Source organism: Hymenobacter sp. DG25A (genome assembly GCF_001280305.1).
Lineage (GTDB): Bacteria > Bacteroidota > Bacteroidia > Cytophagales > Hymenobacteraceae > Hymenobacter.
The window spans coordinates 58,490-72,806 of the sequence record NZ_CP012623.1; the positions used below are offsets into that span (position 1 = coordinate 58,490).

Below are 14,317 nucleotides of genomic sequence, written 5' to 3' on the forward strand. Positions count from 1 at the left end.
AAGTAGGAATAAGTGAAGCAGGCTTATTGACAAGCACCGTGCCCTTTCGCTATAAAAGGTTCCATAGCGTACTTCTTTTTTGCCCGGCAACTTATAAATAATTAGGGGAGGGCTTTTTGCGTGGCCCTCCCCTAATTATTCCAAGAAAAAGAAATTTAGCCCTGCACAATCAGCTTCTGGCCGGGCTTCACTTCATCCGAAGTCAGGTGGTTGAGCTTACGCAACTGTTCCACGGTAACGCCCTGGTAGCGGCGCGAGATGTTATATAAGGTGTCGCCAGGCTGTACCAGGTGCACGCGGGCCGGCATGGGGGTAGAGCGGGCGGCCTTTTTGGGGCCTGCTGTTGCAGTGCGCTGCTCCTTGGCTTTGGGATGGGCCTCGGCTACGGCTTCGTCCGGGCCCGGTGCGTGCAACACCAGCTTCTGCCCGGGCACCACCTGACTTGATTCCAGCCGGTTCCAGGTGGTAAGCTGGGCTACGGTTAATCCCTGCTCGCGGGCTACTTTGGTCAGATAGTCGCCGGGGCGCACTACATATTCCGCCGGCAGGCTGTCATCATCGGTGCTGGTGGTGGGGCGGGCTACGGATGGCTCCGTATTGGTTTTCTCTATAGTAATAGCCGCTACCGTGCGTGCCGGGCGTGGTGAAGGCTTCTCAGCAGCTTTCCGGGTTGGCAGGGTTACTTCCGGCGTCCTGGCCTGGATTTGCTCTTCTGCTGCCACTGGCGCAGAAGGCGTAACCTTGGCTACCGCTATTGCCGTATCGGCCATGCTTTTTGGCGCCGCTACGGTAGCCAGCCTGGCTGGTACGGTCCGCTTAGACTTTACCGCGGCAACCGTTTCGACTTTTTCATCAGCCACGGGTACATATACGAAAACCTGCTGCCTGGCTACCAGCTTTTGTCCTTTGCGCAGCTTGTTCCACCGCCGGATCTGGCTGGGGTCTACATCGTATCGGCCTGCTACGCTGGCCACGGTTTCTCCGCGGCGCACCGTGTGGCGCGCCCGCCGGTATCGGGGTTTCTCTGCTGGGGCTGTCGGTTCGCTGGCGGCCACAGCCGTGCGGCTTGAATCAACCCCATTCAGCAGCGGGTTAAGCGGGATGATGGGCGCTGGTGGGGGCAGCGTTACTTTACAGTAGTCCAGCAGCGTGTTGCGGTCCTGGGCTACCAGCTCGGTGCGCACGCAGCTGGGTACCTGCAGCGGGTAGTTCCGGAAGGACTCGGGGATGTAGTACTTGCGCAGCTCCGGGTTGTAGCTGAGAATCGTAGTGGAGTCCAGCCCCATCGACTTCGCCAGCTTATACAGATCCAGCGAGCGGCCGGAAATCAGCAGCGTATCGGTTGGCTCCGGGTAGCGGTAGTTCAGCGTCTCGGAGTGCAGGCCGTGCTCCTTGGCGTAGTTAAGCGTGTAGAGCGTAGCCGTGAAAGTGGGTACGTAATTGCGCGTTTCCTTCGGCAGGTAGTTATAAATAGCCCAGAAGCTACGCTGCCCACCGGCCCGCCGGATAGCCTTGTTGATGTTGCCGCTGCCGTAGTTATACGCCGCCAGCACCAGCTCCCAGTCGCCGAAGTAGCGGTACAAATCCCGTAGATACTTGCAGGCCGCCTCCGTCGATTTCTCCGGATTCATGCGCTCATCCACAAACTCGTCGCGGCGTAGGCGCAGGTCGCCGGCGGTGGGGCCCATAAACTGCCACAAGCCCACGGCTCCGGCATGGGAGCGGGCCTGGGGCAGCAGCGCCGATTCTACCACGGCCAGGTATTTCAGATCCTGCGGCAAATGGTACTTGGCCAGATACTTCTCAAACAGCGGGAAATACAGATTCTGGCGCTCCAATATGCGCTGGGTGTACGTACGGTTGCGCACCGTGAAGTAATTCACGAAGGCCATTACCGTGTTGTTGAACACCAGCGGCATGTCGGACTCGTAGCAGGCAATCCGGTCGGCTACCAGGTCCCGCACGGCCGGCGGAGTCTGGCGCCAAACCAGCATGGCCGAGTCCGGCGAAAACGCCGGCTCGGCTACCAAAGAGTCAGCGCGCAGCAGCTGTTGCTGGGCACGCAGCGTATCGTCCGCACTGGGCGCGTCCGGTTTCAGTTCGGGCAGGGTTTGCCCCAGGGTAGGGCGAGCCACGGTGGCCAGGAAAAGAAGCAGGGCGGAAGTGCGGAACGATGTACTCATCAAGTAGCGGCCGGGGTTAAGGTTTCCGTGACGGACTTGGAAAAGGCAAGCAGATGTTCTTCGCGGAAGGAGCCGCTCAGAATCTGCAGGCCAATAGGCAGCCCGGCAGCGTCCTGACCAAAGGGAACAGAAACAGCCGGAACGCCTGCCAAGGAAGCCTGAACAGTAAATATATCAGCAAGATACATTGCTAAAGTATCTTTTTTATTCTCCCCAATGCGGAAAGCGGTAGTAGGCGTAGTGGGCAGCACCAGGAAGTCGTACTGACGCAGCAGCTCATCGGTTGTTTCCTTGATGAGGCGTCGCACGCGCTGCGCTTTGGTATAGTAAGCGTCGTAGTAGCTGGCCGAAAGCACGAAGGTGCCCAGCAGAATGCGCCGCTGCACCTCGGGGCCGAAGCCCTGGGAGCGGGTTTTCTTGTAGAGCGACTCCAGATCGGTAGCGTCGGGGGCGCGGTAGCCGAACTTCACTCCGTCGTAGCGGCTCAGGTTAGAGCTGGCTTCGGCGGTGGTCAGGATGTAATAGGTGGGTACGATGTAGTCGAGGTAGGGGAATTCTACCGCTTCTACCACGTGGCCCTGGCTGCGCAGCTGCTCCAGGGCATCTTCCGTGGCCGCTTTAATTTCCGGGTTCAGGCCCGGGCGCTCCATACAATCTCGAATGTAGGCAATGCGGTAATGCGGGGCGGGCTCCAGCAGCTGGCTGTAAGCCGGCACTTCGCGCTGGCTGCCGGTGCTGTCGAAATTATCGGGGCCGGCCATCAGCTCCAGAAGCAGCGCCGCATCTTCCACCGAGCGGGTGAGGGTACCCACCTGATCAAAAGAGGAAGCATAAGCGGAAAGCCCGTAGCGCGAGATGCGCGAATACGTAGGCTTGAAGCCAATGACACCGCAGAAAGCAGCCGGCTGACGCACCGAGCCGCCCGTATCCGTACCCAGCGAAGCCAGGCACAGATCAGCCTGCACGGCCACAGCCGAGCCGCCCGATGAACCACCGGATACCCGCTCGGGGTCTACCTCATTGCGCACGGGGCCAAAGTAAGACGTCTCGTTGGAGGCACCCATGGCAAACTCGTCGCAGTTCTGGCGGCCGATGATGATAACATCTTCGTCGATGAGGCGCTGCACGGCCGTGGCTGTGTACAGGGATTTGAAGCCGTCCAGAATGTGGCTGCTGCTCTGCAGGGCGTGGTCCTTGTAGGCCAGCACGTCCTTCAGACCAATGACCATACCGGCCAGGCGGCCCGCCGTGCCGGCGGCCAGCTTGGCGTCCACGGCATCGGCCTGGGCACGGGCTTCATCAGCGAATACTTCCAGAAAAGCATTCAGGTGGCTTTTCTGCTGAATATTATCCAGATAATACTCCACGAGCTGACGACAGGTCATAGTGCCTGCCGTCAGCTCGTGGCGAACTTCCGTGAGGGAGTTAAAGCGTCTCAAAGTCAGAGAATCAGTTGGTCGGTTGATCTAAGCGGTGCTGCTCTTCGGGAGTAAGCGGGGTAATGCCCCCATCCATGGGAGGCGCTACGTGGGTGGGGGCCACTGGAGGGGTCACCGGCTGCTGCGGAGCGGCGTATTGCTGGTTGAACTGCTGCTGGTAAGGCTGCTGGGGCTGCTGCGGCTGACCGGAGTTTTCAATCTCGCTGCGGATTTCCCGCGAAGCATCCTTGAACTCCCGAATGCCTTTGCCCAGTCCCCGCGCCAGCTCGGGTATTTTGTTGGCGCCAAAGAAAATCAGGATAACCACCATGATCAGCATTAGCTCACCACCACCCAGGTCACCCAGAAAAAGAAGAAATGGAGTATTCATGACAGAAAGTTACTGACGTGGTTGCGTAGGATTGTTGGGGTTGGAAGGACCATCCCGGTACTCGGGCTTTTCCTCCTTTGAAGCATCCTTAAACTCGCGGATGCCCTGGCCCATGCCCCGGAACAATTCCGGAATACGCTTAGCACCAAATAGCAGAATAATAGCGAGGCCGATAAGCAGAAGCTCGGTGCCTCCGAAGTTACCGATACCCAGAAGAAGTGTGGCGAATGTCATGGCACAAGGCCCTTGGGGGCCGGTTTTGAAGTTGAAATCTTGTATACGCACTTGGTGCAGCTACAGGATTGGCAAAGGTACCCTATAATTTCTAAATGCAGATTGGGAAGCTCTGCTTCCGGAGCACATTTTGGCAATCTGAACCGGGTGGTAACTACGTAGATATTCGCCAATTAAACCAGCCCCTGCGGATTTTCAGCAATTGAAATCCAACATTGACCCAGTACTTTTGTTAAGCGCCCGCTCCAAACAGTGGGATAGTAGAACATCCTGATATGATACCGTATAAAGTCACCACTGCAGAAACTGATTCTCTAGCGGCCCCTACCATGAAGGTAGTTAATGAAGAAGCGCGGCTAGAGGCGCTGCATAGCTACCAGGTGCTGGATACACCGCCCGAGCCTTCTCTGGACGCCTTAACCCGGCTGGCTGCCCTGATCTGCGGAACGCCCATTTCCCTGGTTTCGCTGGTTGATGCGGAGCGGCAGTGGTTTAAGTCGAATCTGGGGCTGGAAGCCAAGCAACAGACGCCGCGCAATATGGCCTTCTGCCAGCACGCCATGTTCACGGAAAAGGACGTGTACGAAGTAAAGAATGCCACGGAAGACCCCTTATTTCAGGATAACCCCCTGGTGACGGATGAACCCAGCATTCGGTTCTATGCCGGGGCCCCGTTGCTTACCCCGGAGGGTTTTCCCTTGGGCACCCTATGCACTCTGCATACCGAGCCCCATGAGCTGACCACGCAGCAACGGGAGGCCCTCGTAATTCTGGCTAAAGAAGTGTCTATGCATCTGGAGCTGCGGCGCACCCAGCTGTTGCTGGAGCAGGAAAAGCAGAAGCTGGAAGGGCTGTTGAAAATGGCCAACGACTCGGCACAGGCCCTGTACATGGGCAGCCGCAATGAGATTTTCGTGAAGCACGAGCAGAAGCTACTGCGCGTAAAAATCACCGACATCAACTACATCGAAGCGCTGGGAGACTACGTGAACATTCACACTACCACCGAGCGCCTGACGATTTATACCACCATGAAGGATATCGAGTCGAAGCTGCCGGCGCGCACCTTCGTCCGGGTGCATCGTAAGTATATAGTACAGTTGGATAAAATTAACTCTATCGAAGCCGATGCGGTAATGATAGACGGCTCAAAAGGAGCCCTGGAGATACCCATTGGCCAGTCTTACCGGGCGGGTCTTATGGGACGCCTAAATCTTATTTGATTAATCCCAAAACTATGAAATGTCCTTTATCGTAAAATAAGGGAATACACCGAGAAAAAATACAGATTCAACGAAAAACCGCTGTTATAAACGACGGAATTTTCCTATCTTTCGCCTGTTATCGGGGGCATTCTCTGCTACTCGCTGCCGCCAGCAGTGGAGAATAGACTGATAGCTAAGTTTGTTTTCATAGCTCAGAAAGGCACCGTGCGCTGTACGGTGTTTTTTTTGTGCTATTTCCGGTCGGTTTACAGATGCCTTATTTGCGGCCCAGCCAGTTTTCCGGATTCAGGTTGGCACTATTGCGCCATACTTGGAATTGTACCTCACTGGTTCCCTCCGAGTCTGTGTATACAGTGCCAATGGCCTGCCGCGCCTCTACGTGCTGCCCCTCGCTCACGCTCACGCTGCGCAGCTTGGCATATACCGTGAAGTACTCCCCGTGCTGAATCATGACAATGTTGTTCATGCCCGCAATGCTGGCCACCGTCAGCACTTTGCCCTCGAACACCGAGCGCACGGTTTCACCGGAGTTGGTTTGAATATCGACGCCCCGGTTTTCCACTACCACGTGCTTTAACACGGGGTGCGGGTGCTTGCCAAAGCGCTGGGCAATAAAGCCGCGGCCAACAGGCCACAGCAGGCGGCCCCGGTTATCCGCAAAAGAAGAAGAAAGCACTGCCGTTTCGGGGGTCAGCGTTACGCGGTCCGTACGCTCTACTTCCGCCTCGGCTGGGGCATTGCGGGCCGTGCTGCCAGGGCTACGCACCGGCGCGTTGCCGCGGCTGGCCGTGGCGGCCCGCTGGGCAGCTTTGGCGGCGGCTGCGCGGGCCGCACGGGCAATTTCCTCCCGCACGCGCTGGGCAATCAGGTTATCCAGGCGGCTGACGGCTTTCTGCCGGGTGGCCAGCTTCTGGCGCAGGATTTCTTCCTGGCGGCTGAGCTGTGTAACCACCTGGTCCTGCTGGGTTTTAATGGTCAGCAGGTTGCGGTTCTCGGTGAGCTGGCTAGAGAGCAGGCTCGATTTCTCCTGACGCTTGGCATGCAGCCCGGTAAGCTGCCGGCTCAGTTTTTCCTGGGTATTGGTAATCTGGGCGGCCTGGGCCTTGCGTACCTCTGAGTACTGGCGCACATACTGGAGGCGCCGCAGCATCTGGTTGAACGACTCCGAGGCAAACAGGAACATGATGCGGTTGTAGCTGTTGGCCGTTTTGGCCGAGGCATAAATCAGCCGCGAATACTCTTCCTTCAGCTGCTGCAGGGTTTGCTGGGTCTGCTGCACCTGGTTTTCCGTCTGGCGCACATCGGAGTCCAGATACTTCAGCTCGCTGGAAATATTGTTGATGACGTTCTGCTGACCCGCAATTTTCTCCTTCAGCGCATTCAGCTGGCCAATGGTGGCTTCTTTGCGCTGCTGGGTTTGCTGCAGAATACGGCTGGTTTCGCGAATCTCGCGCAGGGCGTTGCGCTTTTCCCGCTCCAGCTGGGCTTTGGTACGCCCGGTGCGGCTGGTGCGCCGCGTCTGGGACATGCCGGAGAAGGCCAGCATCACCAGCATCAGCAAAAAGGCAAAGCGCGCCTTACTTTTTCCGCACATAATCTGAGGGCACCGAGAACGGGAACGAAAGACGCTCCTTATCCACGTCGATATTACGGAAGTTGATGGAGGCGGTGGATGCCGGCCCGTTGGGCGGCTGAATCATCACCAGCAGCGCATTGGCAAACTGCTGCGGCTGGGGCAGCAGCGGCTTAAAGTCAGAATAGTCTACCGTGAAGTTGGTCTTGCTGTTCTGGTCCTTCACGGCCAGCTTCTGCACCCGCTGCCGGGTTTGCTCTATCAGCTGCTCCACAAACAGCGAGGCCTGCTGGTACTGCACTTTCTGCAAGGGGCCTTCGGTGCTTACCGTGGGAGGCGTATTTTCATCGGAGGAAGGCACGTAGTTGCCCACTACCAAGGCCTGAATCTGCTGGAAGGTGACGGGCAGATTAAAGCGCTGCCGCAGATAATCGAAGTTGCCTGCATAGTACTCCCGATGCAGCTTATCCAGAATCTGCACGGAATCAGGCGTGAGGTGGGCGCGCAATACTTCTACGCCTACCACCGATACGGATAGCCAGATGATGCTGTCTTTCCGCATGCGTAGCGACAGGTTAGCATTGGGCATTTTCTCGCCATTGGTTTCAATCTGAGCTTTCCCCTTGGCGGAGAGAAACTTGAAATCCAGATTATCAGCGCGTACTAAGTCAACCACTTTGGGCACTTCCGTGGCTGCCGGGCGGGTGGGTATGGCTTTACGGGTGCAGGCACCCAGCATTATCAGCACCAGCGCAAGCACCAGGGGCGCGAAGCGTCTATTCATACAATTTACGGTCTTTGAGCTTCCGGTCGAGGAGTTTGGAGGCCCCGCCCAGGCGCTTGGCTTGCTGCCATTGCGTATATGCGCCGGCAATATCGCCAAGTTGGAACAGAACGTCGCCGTAATGTTCCGTTACGGTGCCGTCTTTGGAGGACTTCAGCGCCTTCTCCAGGTACTGCCGGGCACCGGCATAGTCTTTCATTTTATACAGCACCCAGGCATAGGTGTCCAGGTAAGTACCATTGTCCGGAAACTGTTTCACCAGCTTGCCCGACATTTCCTTGGCCTTTTCCAGCTTCTCGCCGCGCAACGACAGGAAGTAGCTATAGTTATTCAGCGCCTGAGCATTGTTGGCGTCAAATACCAGCGCGGCATCATAGGCCGCATCTGACTTGGCATAGTCCTTCAGCTCGTGGTAGGCGTCGCCCAGCTGAATATCAAACTGCGCCTGCAGCTCGGGGTTGTCGGCGGCCAGCTTCTTGCCGTACTCCAGCGCCTTCACGCCCTTGGGGGCGCTTTTGTTCATCAGATGCGCTGTGCCGTTATAAAACCAGAACACCGCCTGATTGGGGAACAGCTCCAGGGCACGGTTGGAATGCACCAGCAGCGAATCCTTCTGATTCAGCTCGGCGTCAATCAAAACTACCTGCTGCCAGATCTGAAACTTGGAGTTGTCCAGTTTTAGGGCTTTGAGGTAGGAGGCGCGGGCCTCTTTCTTGTGCTCCGTAATAGACTGAATATCCCCGGCCACGGCAAATGCCTTGGCTTCCTTGGGGTGGGCGCGCATGGTAATGTCGGCCAGCTCCAGGGCGGGCTTTTCCAGCGCGGGGTTGGGTAGCTGCTTAATATAGTCCACCAGAATCCGGACTTTCTGGTCAATATCCAGCCCCGGGCTGCTGAACGCCTGCTTTAAATGGACTTGTGACTCCGTAGGGTTATTCTGCTGCCGGTACACGTCGGCCAGAATCATGTGCGCCTGGGGGTTGTCGGGGTCCTGGGCAAGGGCCTGGTTTGCTACCCGGATAGCATCGGGCAGGCGGCTGTTGGCGGCATACATTTCGGCCTGGGCCAGCACGTAGCGCACTTCGTTGGGGTTGGCCGTAATCAGGGCCTCGCCTTCCTGCAGGGCTTTGTCGAGGTTGTTTTGGCGCAGGTAAATCTGCTGCTTCTTGAACGATACCTCATCCAGGGGACCAAATTGCTTTTCGGCCTGCTCCAGAGTGGCCAGGGCTTCGGGCAGCTTGTTCTGCGCCAGGTACAGGTCGGCTAGGTTAAACAGGTAGTTTCCTGAATCGGGCACGTCCCTGATCAGGGTGGTGTACACCTGGGCAGCCTCATCAAACTGCTTCTGGGAGGCGTAGATCTGCGCCAGCAGTAAATAATAGTAGGGGTTCTTCGCGTCCAGCTTCAGGGCTGCGGTGGCAAAGTTGGTGGCATCCTTCAGGTTGCCGGTCAGCAGGTTGGTTTCCGCAATCTTGTAGTTGATGGCGGCATTGTTGGGGTTGATGCGGTAGGCGGCCAGCAGCCGTTCCAGAGACTTGGTGTAGTCCTCCAGCAGGGCATACTTCACGCCCTCCACAAAGTAAGACTCGCTTAGCTCCCGCTCTTTTTCCGTCAACTCGTGCACCTGCTGGCGGGCCTGCTCCACGGCCGCGCGGTGCTTTAGCTCGCGCCGTTCCTTGCGCGTGAGCTTCTGGCGCTTGGCCGGTTTCTCCGTTTTGGCTGCGGGCTGCTGTGCCATAATCGGCCCAGCCCCCAGCACCAACGTCAGGAGTAGCAGAACAAAAAAAGCGGAAGAACGAGGCATAAACGGAAAACGGGGAGCAAACAAGATAATCGGCCGCGGCGTGCCACTGGCAATTCCAGAACAACGCCGCGGCCGAAAAGTGCCTTTTATTTATACGCGCACCACGTTGTAGTCGCCCAGGCTCAGGTCATCGGGCTTGCCCGTTACCGTGGCGTGGTTGCCAATCATGGAGTTGGTTACGTTGGCGTGCAGCACCGTAGCCGACTGCTGCACGATGGTGTTGGACAGCACGGAGTCGCGCACGGCGGTGTGGCTGCCGATGGAAACGTGCGGACCCACCACCGAATTGTTGATGATGACGTTTTCGCCGATATAAACCGGCGGAATCAGCACGCTGTTGGTCAGCTGGGCCGAGGCAGCTACCAGGTTTTCGCCGCGCTCCTGCAGGTATTCCAGGTAGCGCTGGTTGGTGTACACGGTAGCATCCTTATTGCCGCAGTCCAGCCACTCGGTTACGCGGCCGGGCACAAACACGGTGCCTTTATTTTTCATGTTCTCCAGGGCATTGGTGAGCTGGTACTCGCCTTTGTCCTTGATGTCGTTATCGAGCAGGTACTGCAACTCTTCGCGCAGATAGTCGCCGTCCTGGAAGTAGTAAATGCCGATGATGGCCAGATCGGAAACAAACTCCTGGGGCTTCTCCACGAAATCCGTGATGTGGCCCTGTTCGTCCAGCTTCACCACGCCAAACGGCTTGGGGTCGTCTACGCGCTGCACCCAGATGGTGCCGGGCACGGAGGAGTCCAGCGTGAAATCCGCTTTGAACAGCGTATCCGCGAAAGCCACTACCACCGGGCCGGTCAGAGATTCTTTGGCGCAGAGAATAGCGTGGGCCGTGCCCAGGGGCTCGTCCTGATAGTAGATGGAGCCTTTAGCGCCCACTGACTCGGCAATCTGCACGAGGCTTTTCTCTACTTCCGTCCCGAATCGACCCACAATGAAGGCCACTTCTTCTACCTGCTCGCCGCACACTTTGGCAATGTCCTCTACCAGGCGCTGCACAATGGGCTTGCCGGCAATCGGAATCAGGGGCTTGGGAACAGTGAGCGTATGGGGGCGCATGCGTTTGCCCATGCCGGCCATCGGGACGATGATTCTCATATCAGAGGGTCAGTTTTGGTATGTAGTAGTAAGCGGTTAAATCAACTATAAGAAACCAGGGTTAGCGGACTCCGGTGCTGCCGTAGCCGCCGGCACCCCGGCCGGTTTCGCTCAGCTCTTCTACCGGCTCCCACACAATGGTTTCGTGCCGGGCTACGATAAGCTGCGCAATTCGTTCCCCATCTTCCACCACAAACTCCTGGTCGGAAAGGTTAACCAGCAGCACCTTCAGCTCGCCCCGGTAGTCGGCATCAATGGTGCCGGGGCTATTTACAATGCCGATGCCGTGCTTGTAGGCCAGCCCGCTGCGGGGCCGGATCTGGGCCTCGTAGCCCACCGGAATTTCCAGGAAAAGACCCGTGGAAATGAGGGCACGTTGCAGAGGTTTCAGCGTTATGCTTTCCGTCAGGTTGGCGCGCAGGTCGAGGCCGGCGGCGTGGGCCGTTTGGTAAGCAGGCAAGGGGTGGTGTGAGCGGTTGATGATGGGAATCTGCATCGGAAACGGGAAGAACGCGGAGAAGTTGTGCCCAGGCACTAAACAAAGCTACGAAACCAGGGTGGCCCGCCGTCCCCGGATTTCCACCAGGTATACCAGGCCGGCAAAAGCGGCGCACAAAACCAGGTGGAACAAGTGGCGCAGCCAGTAATCGGCTACCGGGGTGTACCAGGAAACGGCTACCAGCCCAATGGCCAGCGCCAGCCAAAGACCCAGGCGGAACATAGGGTAGGGCACCGGGAAATGCCGGTTGCCCAGCCACCAGCAGATAGCTGCCATGGAGAAATAACAGGCCAGCGTGGTGAGGGCGCTACCCATATAGCCCAGCAGCGGAATCAGCAGGAAGTTGAGGGCAATGGTAAGCAAAGCGCCGCCAAAACCAATGTACGTCCCGAAATACGTTTTATCCGTGAGCTTAAACCACACCGAAAGGTTGTAGTACATGCCCAGAAAAAGGTTGGCCAGCAGCAATACCGGCACTACCACAATACCCTCGCGGTACTCCGGCCGGCGCAGGAAAAGCAGCGAGAAGTCCTCAATGTTCACGCTGATGAGCACGAAAATCAAGGCGCAGCAGATGGTAAACCACTTCAGAATAAGCGCAAAAGTGGCCGGGGAATTCTTGTTGGTGCTTTGCGAAAAGAAGAACGGCTCGGCCGCGTAGCGGAAGGCCTGAATCACCAGGGACATAAAGATGCTGAGCTTGTAGCAGGCTCCGTAAATGCCCACCGCCGCCAGGTTAGACTTGCCCGGGTAGAAGCCCTGGGGCAGCCAGGAGCCCAGCAGAATCCGGTCCAGGGTTTCGTTTACCATGCCCGCCAGCCCCATCAGCATGAGCGGATAGGCGTAGCGCAGCATGGGTTTGAGCGCGGGTAGGTCCAGCCGGAAGCGGAAGTCCGTCAGCTCGCGCCACAGCAGCAGCAGCGTGAGGGCGCTGGCCGCCAGGTTAGACAGGAACACGTAGCCCACGCCAATGCTGGGGTCGTAGAGCGGGGCAAGAACAGGGTGCAGGCCCGGGAGGTATTTGCCGGCCAGCACATCGGGGCACAGCACCAGAAAAAACAGGTTGAGGCCTACCGTGAGCAGGATATTGACCAGCCGGATGGTAGCAAACTTACGGGCCTTGTTTTCCAGGCGCAGGCGCGCAAACGGGATAGCGGCCATGGCATCCAGCCCCAGAATCAGCGCAATCCAGACGGCGTAGCGTTCATGGCCGGGTGGCAGGTGCATCAGGTTCATGAGTGGCGTGGCCAGCAGCGCCAGCAGGCCGCTCATCACCAGGCTGCTGGTCAAAAGCAGGCTGAGTACCTGGCTGTACAGGGCTTTCCGGTCGGTGTCGGGGCGGTTAGCAAAGCGGAAGTAGGCCGTTTCCATCCCGTAGGTAAACACCACGTTCAGAAACGAGACATAGGCATACAGCGCCGTTACAATACCGTATTCGGCGGCCGCAAACCGGCTGGTATAAATGGGCACCAGCAGGTAGGACAGTACCCGCCCTACAATGCTGCTTATCCCATACACGGCCGTTTGCCCAGCCAGTTTTTTCGCTACACTCAACGGTGAATCAGTGAAGATGTGAAATGGTGAGTGGAGCGCCCGCCGGCACGCAACTCAAATATGGGCTGCTTAGCGGCCGGTGAAAGCAGCCGGGCGCTTCTCCAGGAAAGCCTGCGTGCCCTCATGGAAATCCTCGGATGCGCAGCAGCGGCTGAAGGCATTGGCCTCCGTCTGGTAGCCGTGGCGCTCCGGGTCGTAGCCCGCATTCACGCAGTCGATGATCAGGCTGACGGCCAGTGGAGCTTTGGTCAGAATGCGGCCTAGTAGCTGCCGGCAGAAGTCGAGCAGCTCGGTGCGGGTTACTACGTGGTTTACCAGGCCCAGCTGCAGGGCTTCCTCAGCATTCACCAGGTCAGCCGTCATGAGGAGTTCCAGGGCTTTGCCTTTGCCAACCAACTGGGCCAGGCGCTGGGTGCCGCCGTAGCCGGGCACCAGGCCCAGGTTCACCTCGGGCTGACCAAAGCGCGCGTTTTCCGAGGCCACCCGCAGGTGGCAGGCCATAGCCAACTCGCAGCCACCGCCCAGCGCAAAGCCATTTACGGCCGCAATAACGGGCTTGGTGCTTTCCTCAATGGAGCAGAAGGCGTCCTGACCGTACTCGGCCACGCGGCGGCCGGTAATTTCCGTCATCTGGGCCAGCTCAGCAATATCGGCGCCAGCCACAAAGGCCTTGTCGCCGCTGCCCGTCAGGATAATACCGCGCACCTGCGCATCGTCCTGGGCCCGCTGCATGGCCGCTTTAATGTCGGTAATAGTGGCGGCATTCAGGGCATTCAGCTTGGTGGGCCGGTTGATAGTAATTGTCAGAATCCCGGAGGCGGGGTCCAGCTCATACAGCAGGTTGTCGAAAGAAGGCATAGGGCGTAGGTAGGGTTGGAACGGCGGCAAAGATAACGCAAAAGCCCTGTGCGGCGGGCGGTATTCTAAGCGGCCATTTAGCTGAGACTAGCCGGTAAGGCCGCCTAATAGACAGGGTAACTTCCTTATTATGAAAATACTGCTGTAGTAGGATATAATAACGGTAATGCTATATTTACCCATCTATACTTTCACTCTCCACCAACTTACCAGCACCGCTTATGGGTTTTGTATCCGAATTCAAGGAGTTCATCTCCAAAGGGAATGTGCTTGACCTGGCCGTCGGCGTTATCATTGGGGCCTCCTTTGGCAAAATTGTAGGTTCCCTGACCGATGATATCCTGATGCCTATTCTGGGCCTTATAACCGGCGGAGTCGATTTTAAGAACTGGTTTGTTTCGCTGGATGGCAAATCGTACCCCACCATAGAAGCCGCCAAAACGGCCGGGGCCGCTACCCTCAACTATGGCAACCTCATCAATGCCATTTTCTACTTCATCATCATTGCCTTCGCCATTTTCTGGCTGGTAAAGCTGGCTAACCGCTTTAAGAAGCCGGCTGAGGTAGTGGTTACGGACCCGCTGCCCACCAAAGACCAGGTATTGCTGATGGAAATTCGGGACTCGCTGCGTAGCCGCGTGTAACCAAACTTTCGTTTCAGGCTTCCAGGCCAGCTTTTTCTCCGGTAGTGA

At 57.5% G+C, this 14,317-nt stretch carries 13 protein-coding genes; 2 read left to right on the forward strand and 11 right to left on the reverse strand.

The window, feature by feature from the left end:
* Nucleotides 1-155: 155 nt before the first annotated feature.
* The 4 genes from AM218_RS00235 to AM218_RS00250 are packed head-to-tail and all read right to left on the reverse strand — an operon-like array spanning nucleotide 156 to nucleotide 4,277.
* A complete protein-coding gene (locus AM218_RS00235) occupies nucleotides 156-2,183 on the reverse strand; it encodes a LysM peptidoglycan-binding domain-containing protein (protein ID WP_054410785.1) in 2,028 nt (675 codons plus the stop codon).
* Nucleotides 2,183-3,622, reverse strand: a complete 1,440-nt coding sequence (gatA, locus tag AM218_RS00240; protein ID WP_054410787.1) for an Asp-tRNA(Asn)/Glu-tRNA(Gln) amidotransferase subunit GatA — start codon at nucleotides 3,620-3,622, stop codon at nucleotides 2,183-2,185. The genes AM218_RS00235 and gatA overlap by 1 nt, the downstream gene beginning before the upstream one ends.
* 10 nt (nucleotides 3,623-3,632) lie before the next feature.
* The gene (tatA, locus tag AM218_RS16225; RefSeq protein ID WP_082317980.1) at nucleotides 3,633-3,992 is read right to left on the reverse strand and encodes a twin-arginine translocase TatA/TatE family subunit; all 360 of its coding nucleotides are present in this window, start codon (nucleotides 3,990-3,992) and stop codon (nucleotides 3,633-3,635) included.
* A 9-nt stretch (nucleotides 3,993-4,001) separates the two neighbouring features.
* On the reverse strand, nucleotides 4,002-4,277 hold the full coding sequence (locus AM218_RS00250; protein ID WP_316937425.1) for a twin-arginine translocase TatA/TatE family subunit: 276 nt from the start codon (nucleotides 4,275-4,277) through the stop codon (nucleotides 4,002-4,004).
* 278 nt (nucleotides 4,278-4,555) lie between these two features.
* Between AM218_RS00250 and AM218_RS16885 the strand changes: the two genes are divergently transcribed.
* The gene (locus AM218_RS16885; RefSeq protein ID WP_054410788.1) at nucleotides 4,556-5,449 is read left to right on the forward strand and encodes a GAF domain-containing DNA-binding protein; all 894 of its coding nucleotides are present in this window, start codon (nucleotides 4,556-4,558) and stop codon (nucleotides 5,447-5,449) included.
* Nucleotides 5,450-5,708: 259 nt separating this feature from the next.
* Here the strand turns inward: AM218_RS16885 and AM218_RS00260 are convergent, their stop codons facing one another.
* The 7 genes from AM218_RS00260 to AM218_RS00290 all read right to left on the reverse strand — a co-directional run bounded on the left by AM218_RS00260 (nucleotide 5,709) and on the right by AM218_RS00290 (nucleotide 13,625).
* Nucleotides 5,709-7,046 (reverse strand): murein hydrolase activator EnvC family protein, encoded by a 1,338-nt coding sequence (locus AM218_RS00260; RefSeq protein ID WP_054410790.1) that lies wholly within the window; start codon nucleotides 7,044-7,046, stop codon nucleotides 5,709-5,711.
* A complete protein-coding gene (gene lolB1 / locus AM218_RS00265) occupies nucleotides 7,030-7,809 on the reverse strand; it encodes a lipoprotein insertase outer membrane protein LolB1 (protein ID WP_082317982.1) in 780 nt (259 codons plus the stop codon). Before lolB1 ends, AM218_RS00260 begins: the two co-directional genes overlap by 17 nt.
* Entirely contained in the window at nucleotides 7,802-9,613 is a 1,812-nt protein-coding gene (locus AM218_RS00270; RefSeq protein ID WP_082318287.1) for a tetratricopeptide repeat protein, read from the reverse strand. Before AM218_RS00270 ends, lolB1 begins: the two co-directional genes overlap by 8 nt.
* Nucleotides 9,614-9,703: 90 nt before the next feature.
* On the reverse strand, nucleotides 9,704-10,714 hold the full coding sequence (locus tag AM218_RS00275) for a sugar nucleotidyltransferase (RefSeq protein ID WP_054410796.1): 1,011 nt from the start codon (nucleotides 10,712-10,714) through the stop codon (nucleotides 9,704-9,706).
* 61 nt (nucleotides 10,715-10,775) lie between these two features.
* A complete protein-coding gene (gene dut / locus AM218_RS00280) occupies nucleotides 10,776-11,210 on the reverse strand; it encodes a dUTP diphosphatase (protein ID WP_054410798.1) in 435 nt (144 codons plus the stop codon).
* 48 nt (nucleotides 11,211-11,258) lie between these two features.
* Nucleotides 11,259-12,767 (reverse strand): lipopolysaccharide biosynthesis protein, encoded by a 1,509-nt coding sequence (locus tag AM218_RS00285; protein ID WP_054410799.1) that lies wholly within the window; start codon nucleotides 12,765-12,767, stop codon nucleotides 11,259-11,261.
* Between the two features lie 69 nt (nucleotides 12,768-12,836).
* Complete coding sequence (locus tag AM218_RS00290; protein ID WP_054410801.1) at nucleotides 12,837-13,625, reverse strand: enoyl-CoA hydratase/isomerase family protein; 789 nt, start codon at nucleotides 13,623-13,625, stop codon at nucleotides 12,837-12,839.
* Between the two features lie 221 nt (nucleotides 13,626-13,846).
* Between AM218_RS00290 and mscL the strand changes: the two genes are divergently transcribed.
* On the forward strand, nucleotides 13,847-14,269 hold the full coding sequence (mscL, locus tag AM218_RS00295) for a large conductance mechanosensitive channel protein MscL (protein WP_044515701.1): 423 nt from the start codon (nucleotides 13,847-13,849) through the stop codon (nucleotides 14,267-14,269).
* Nucleotides 14,270-14,317: the final 48 nt, after the last annotated feature.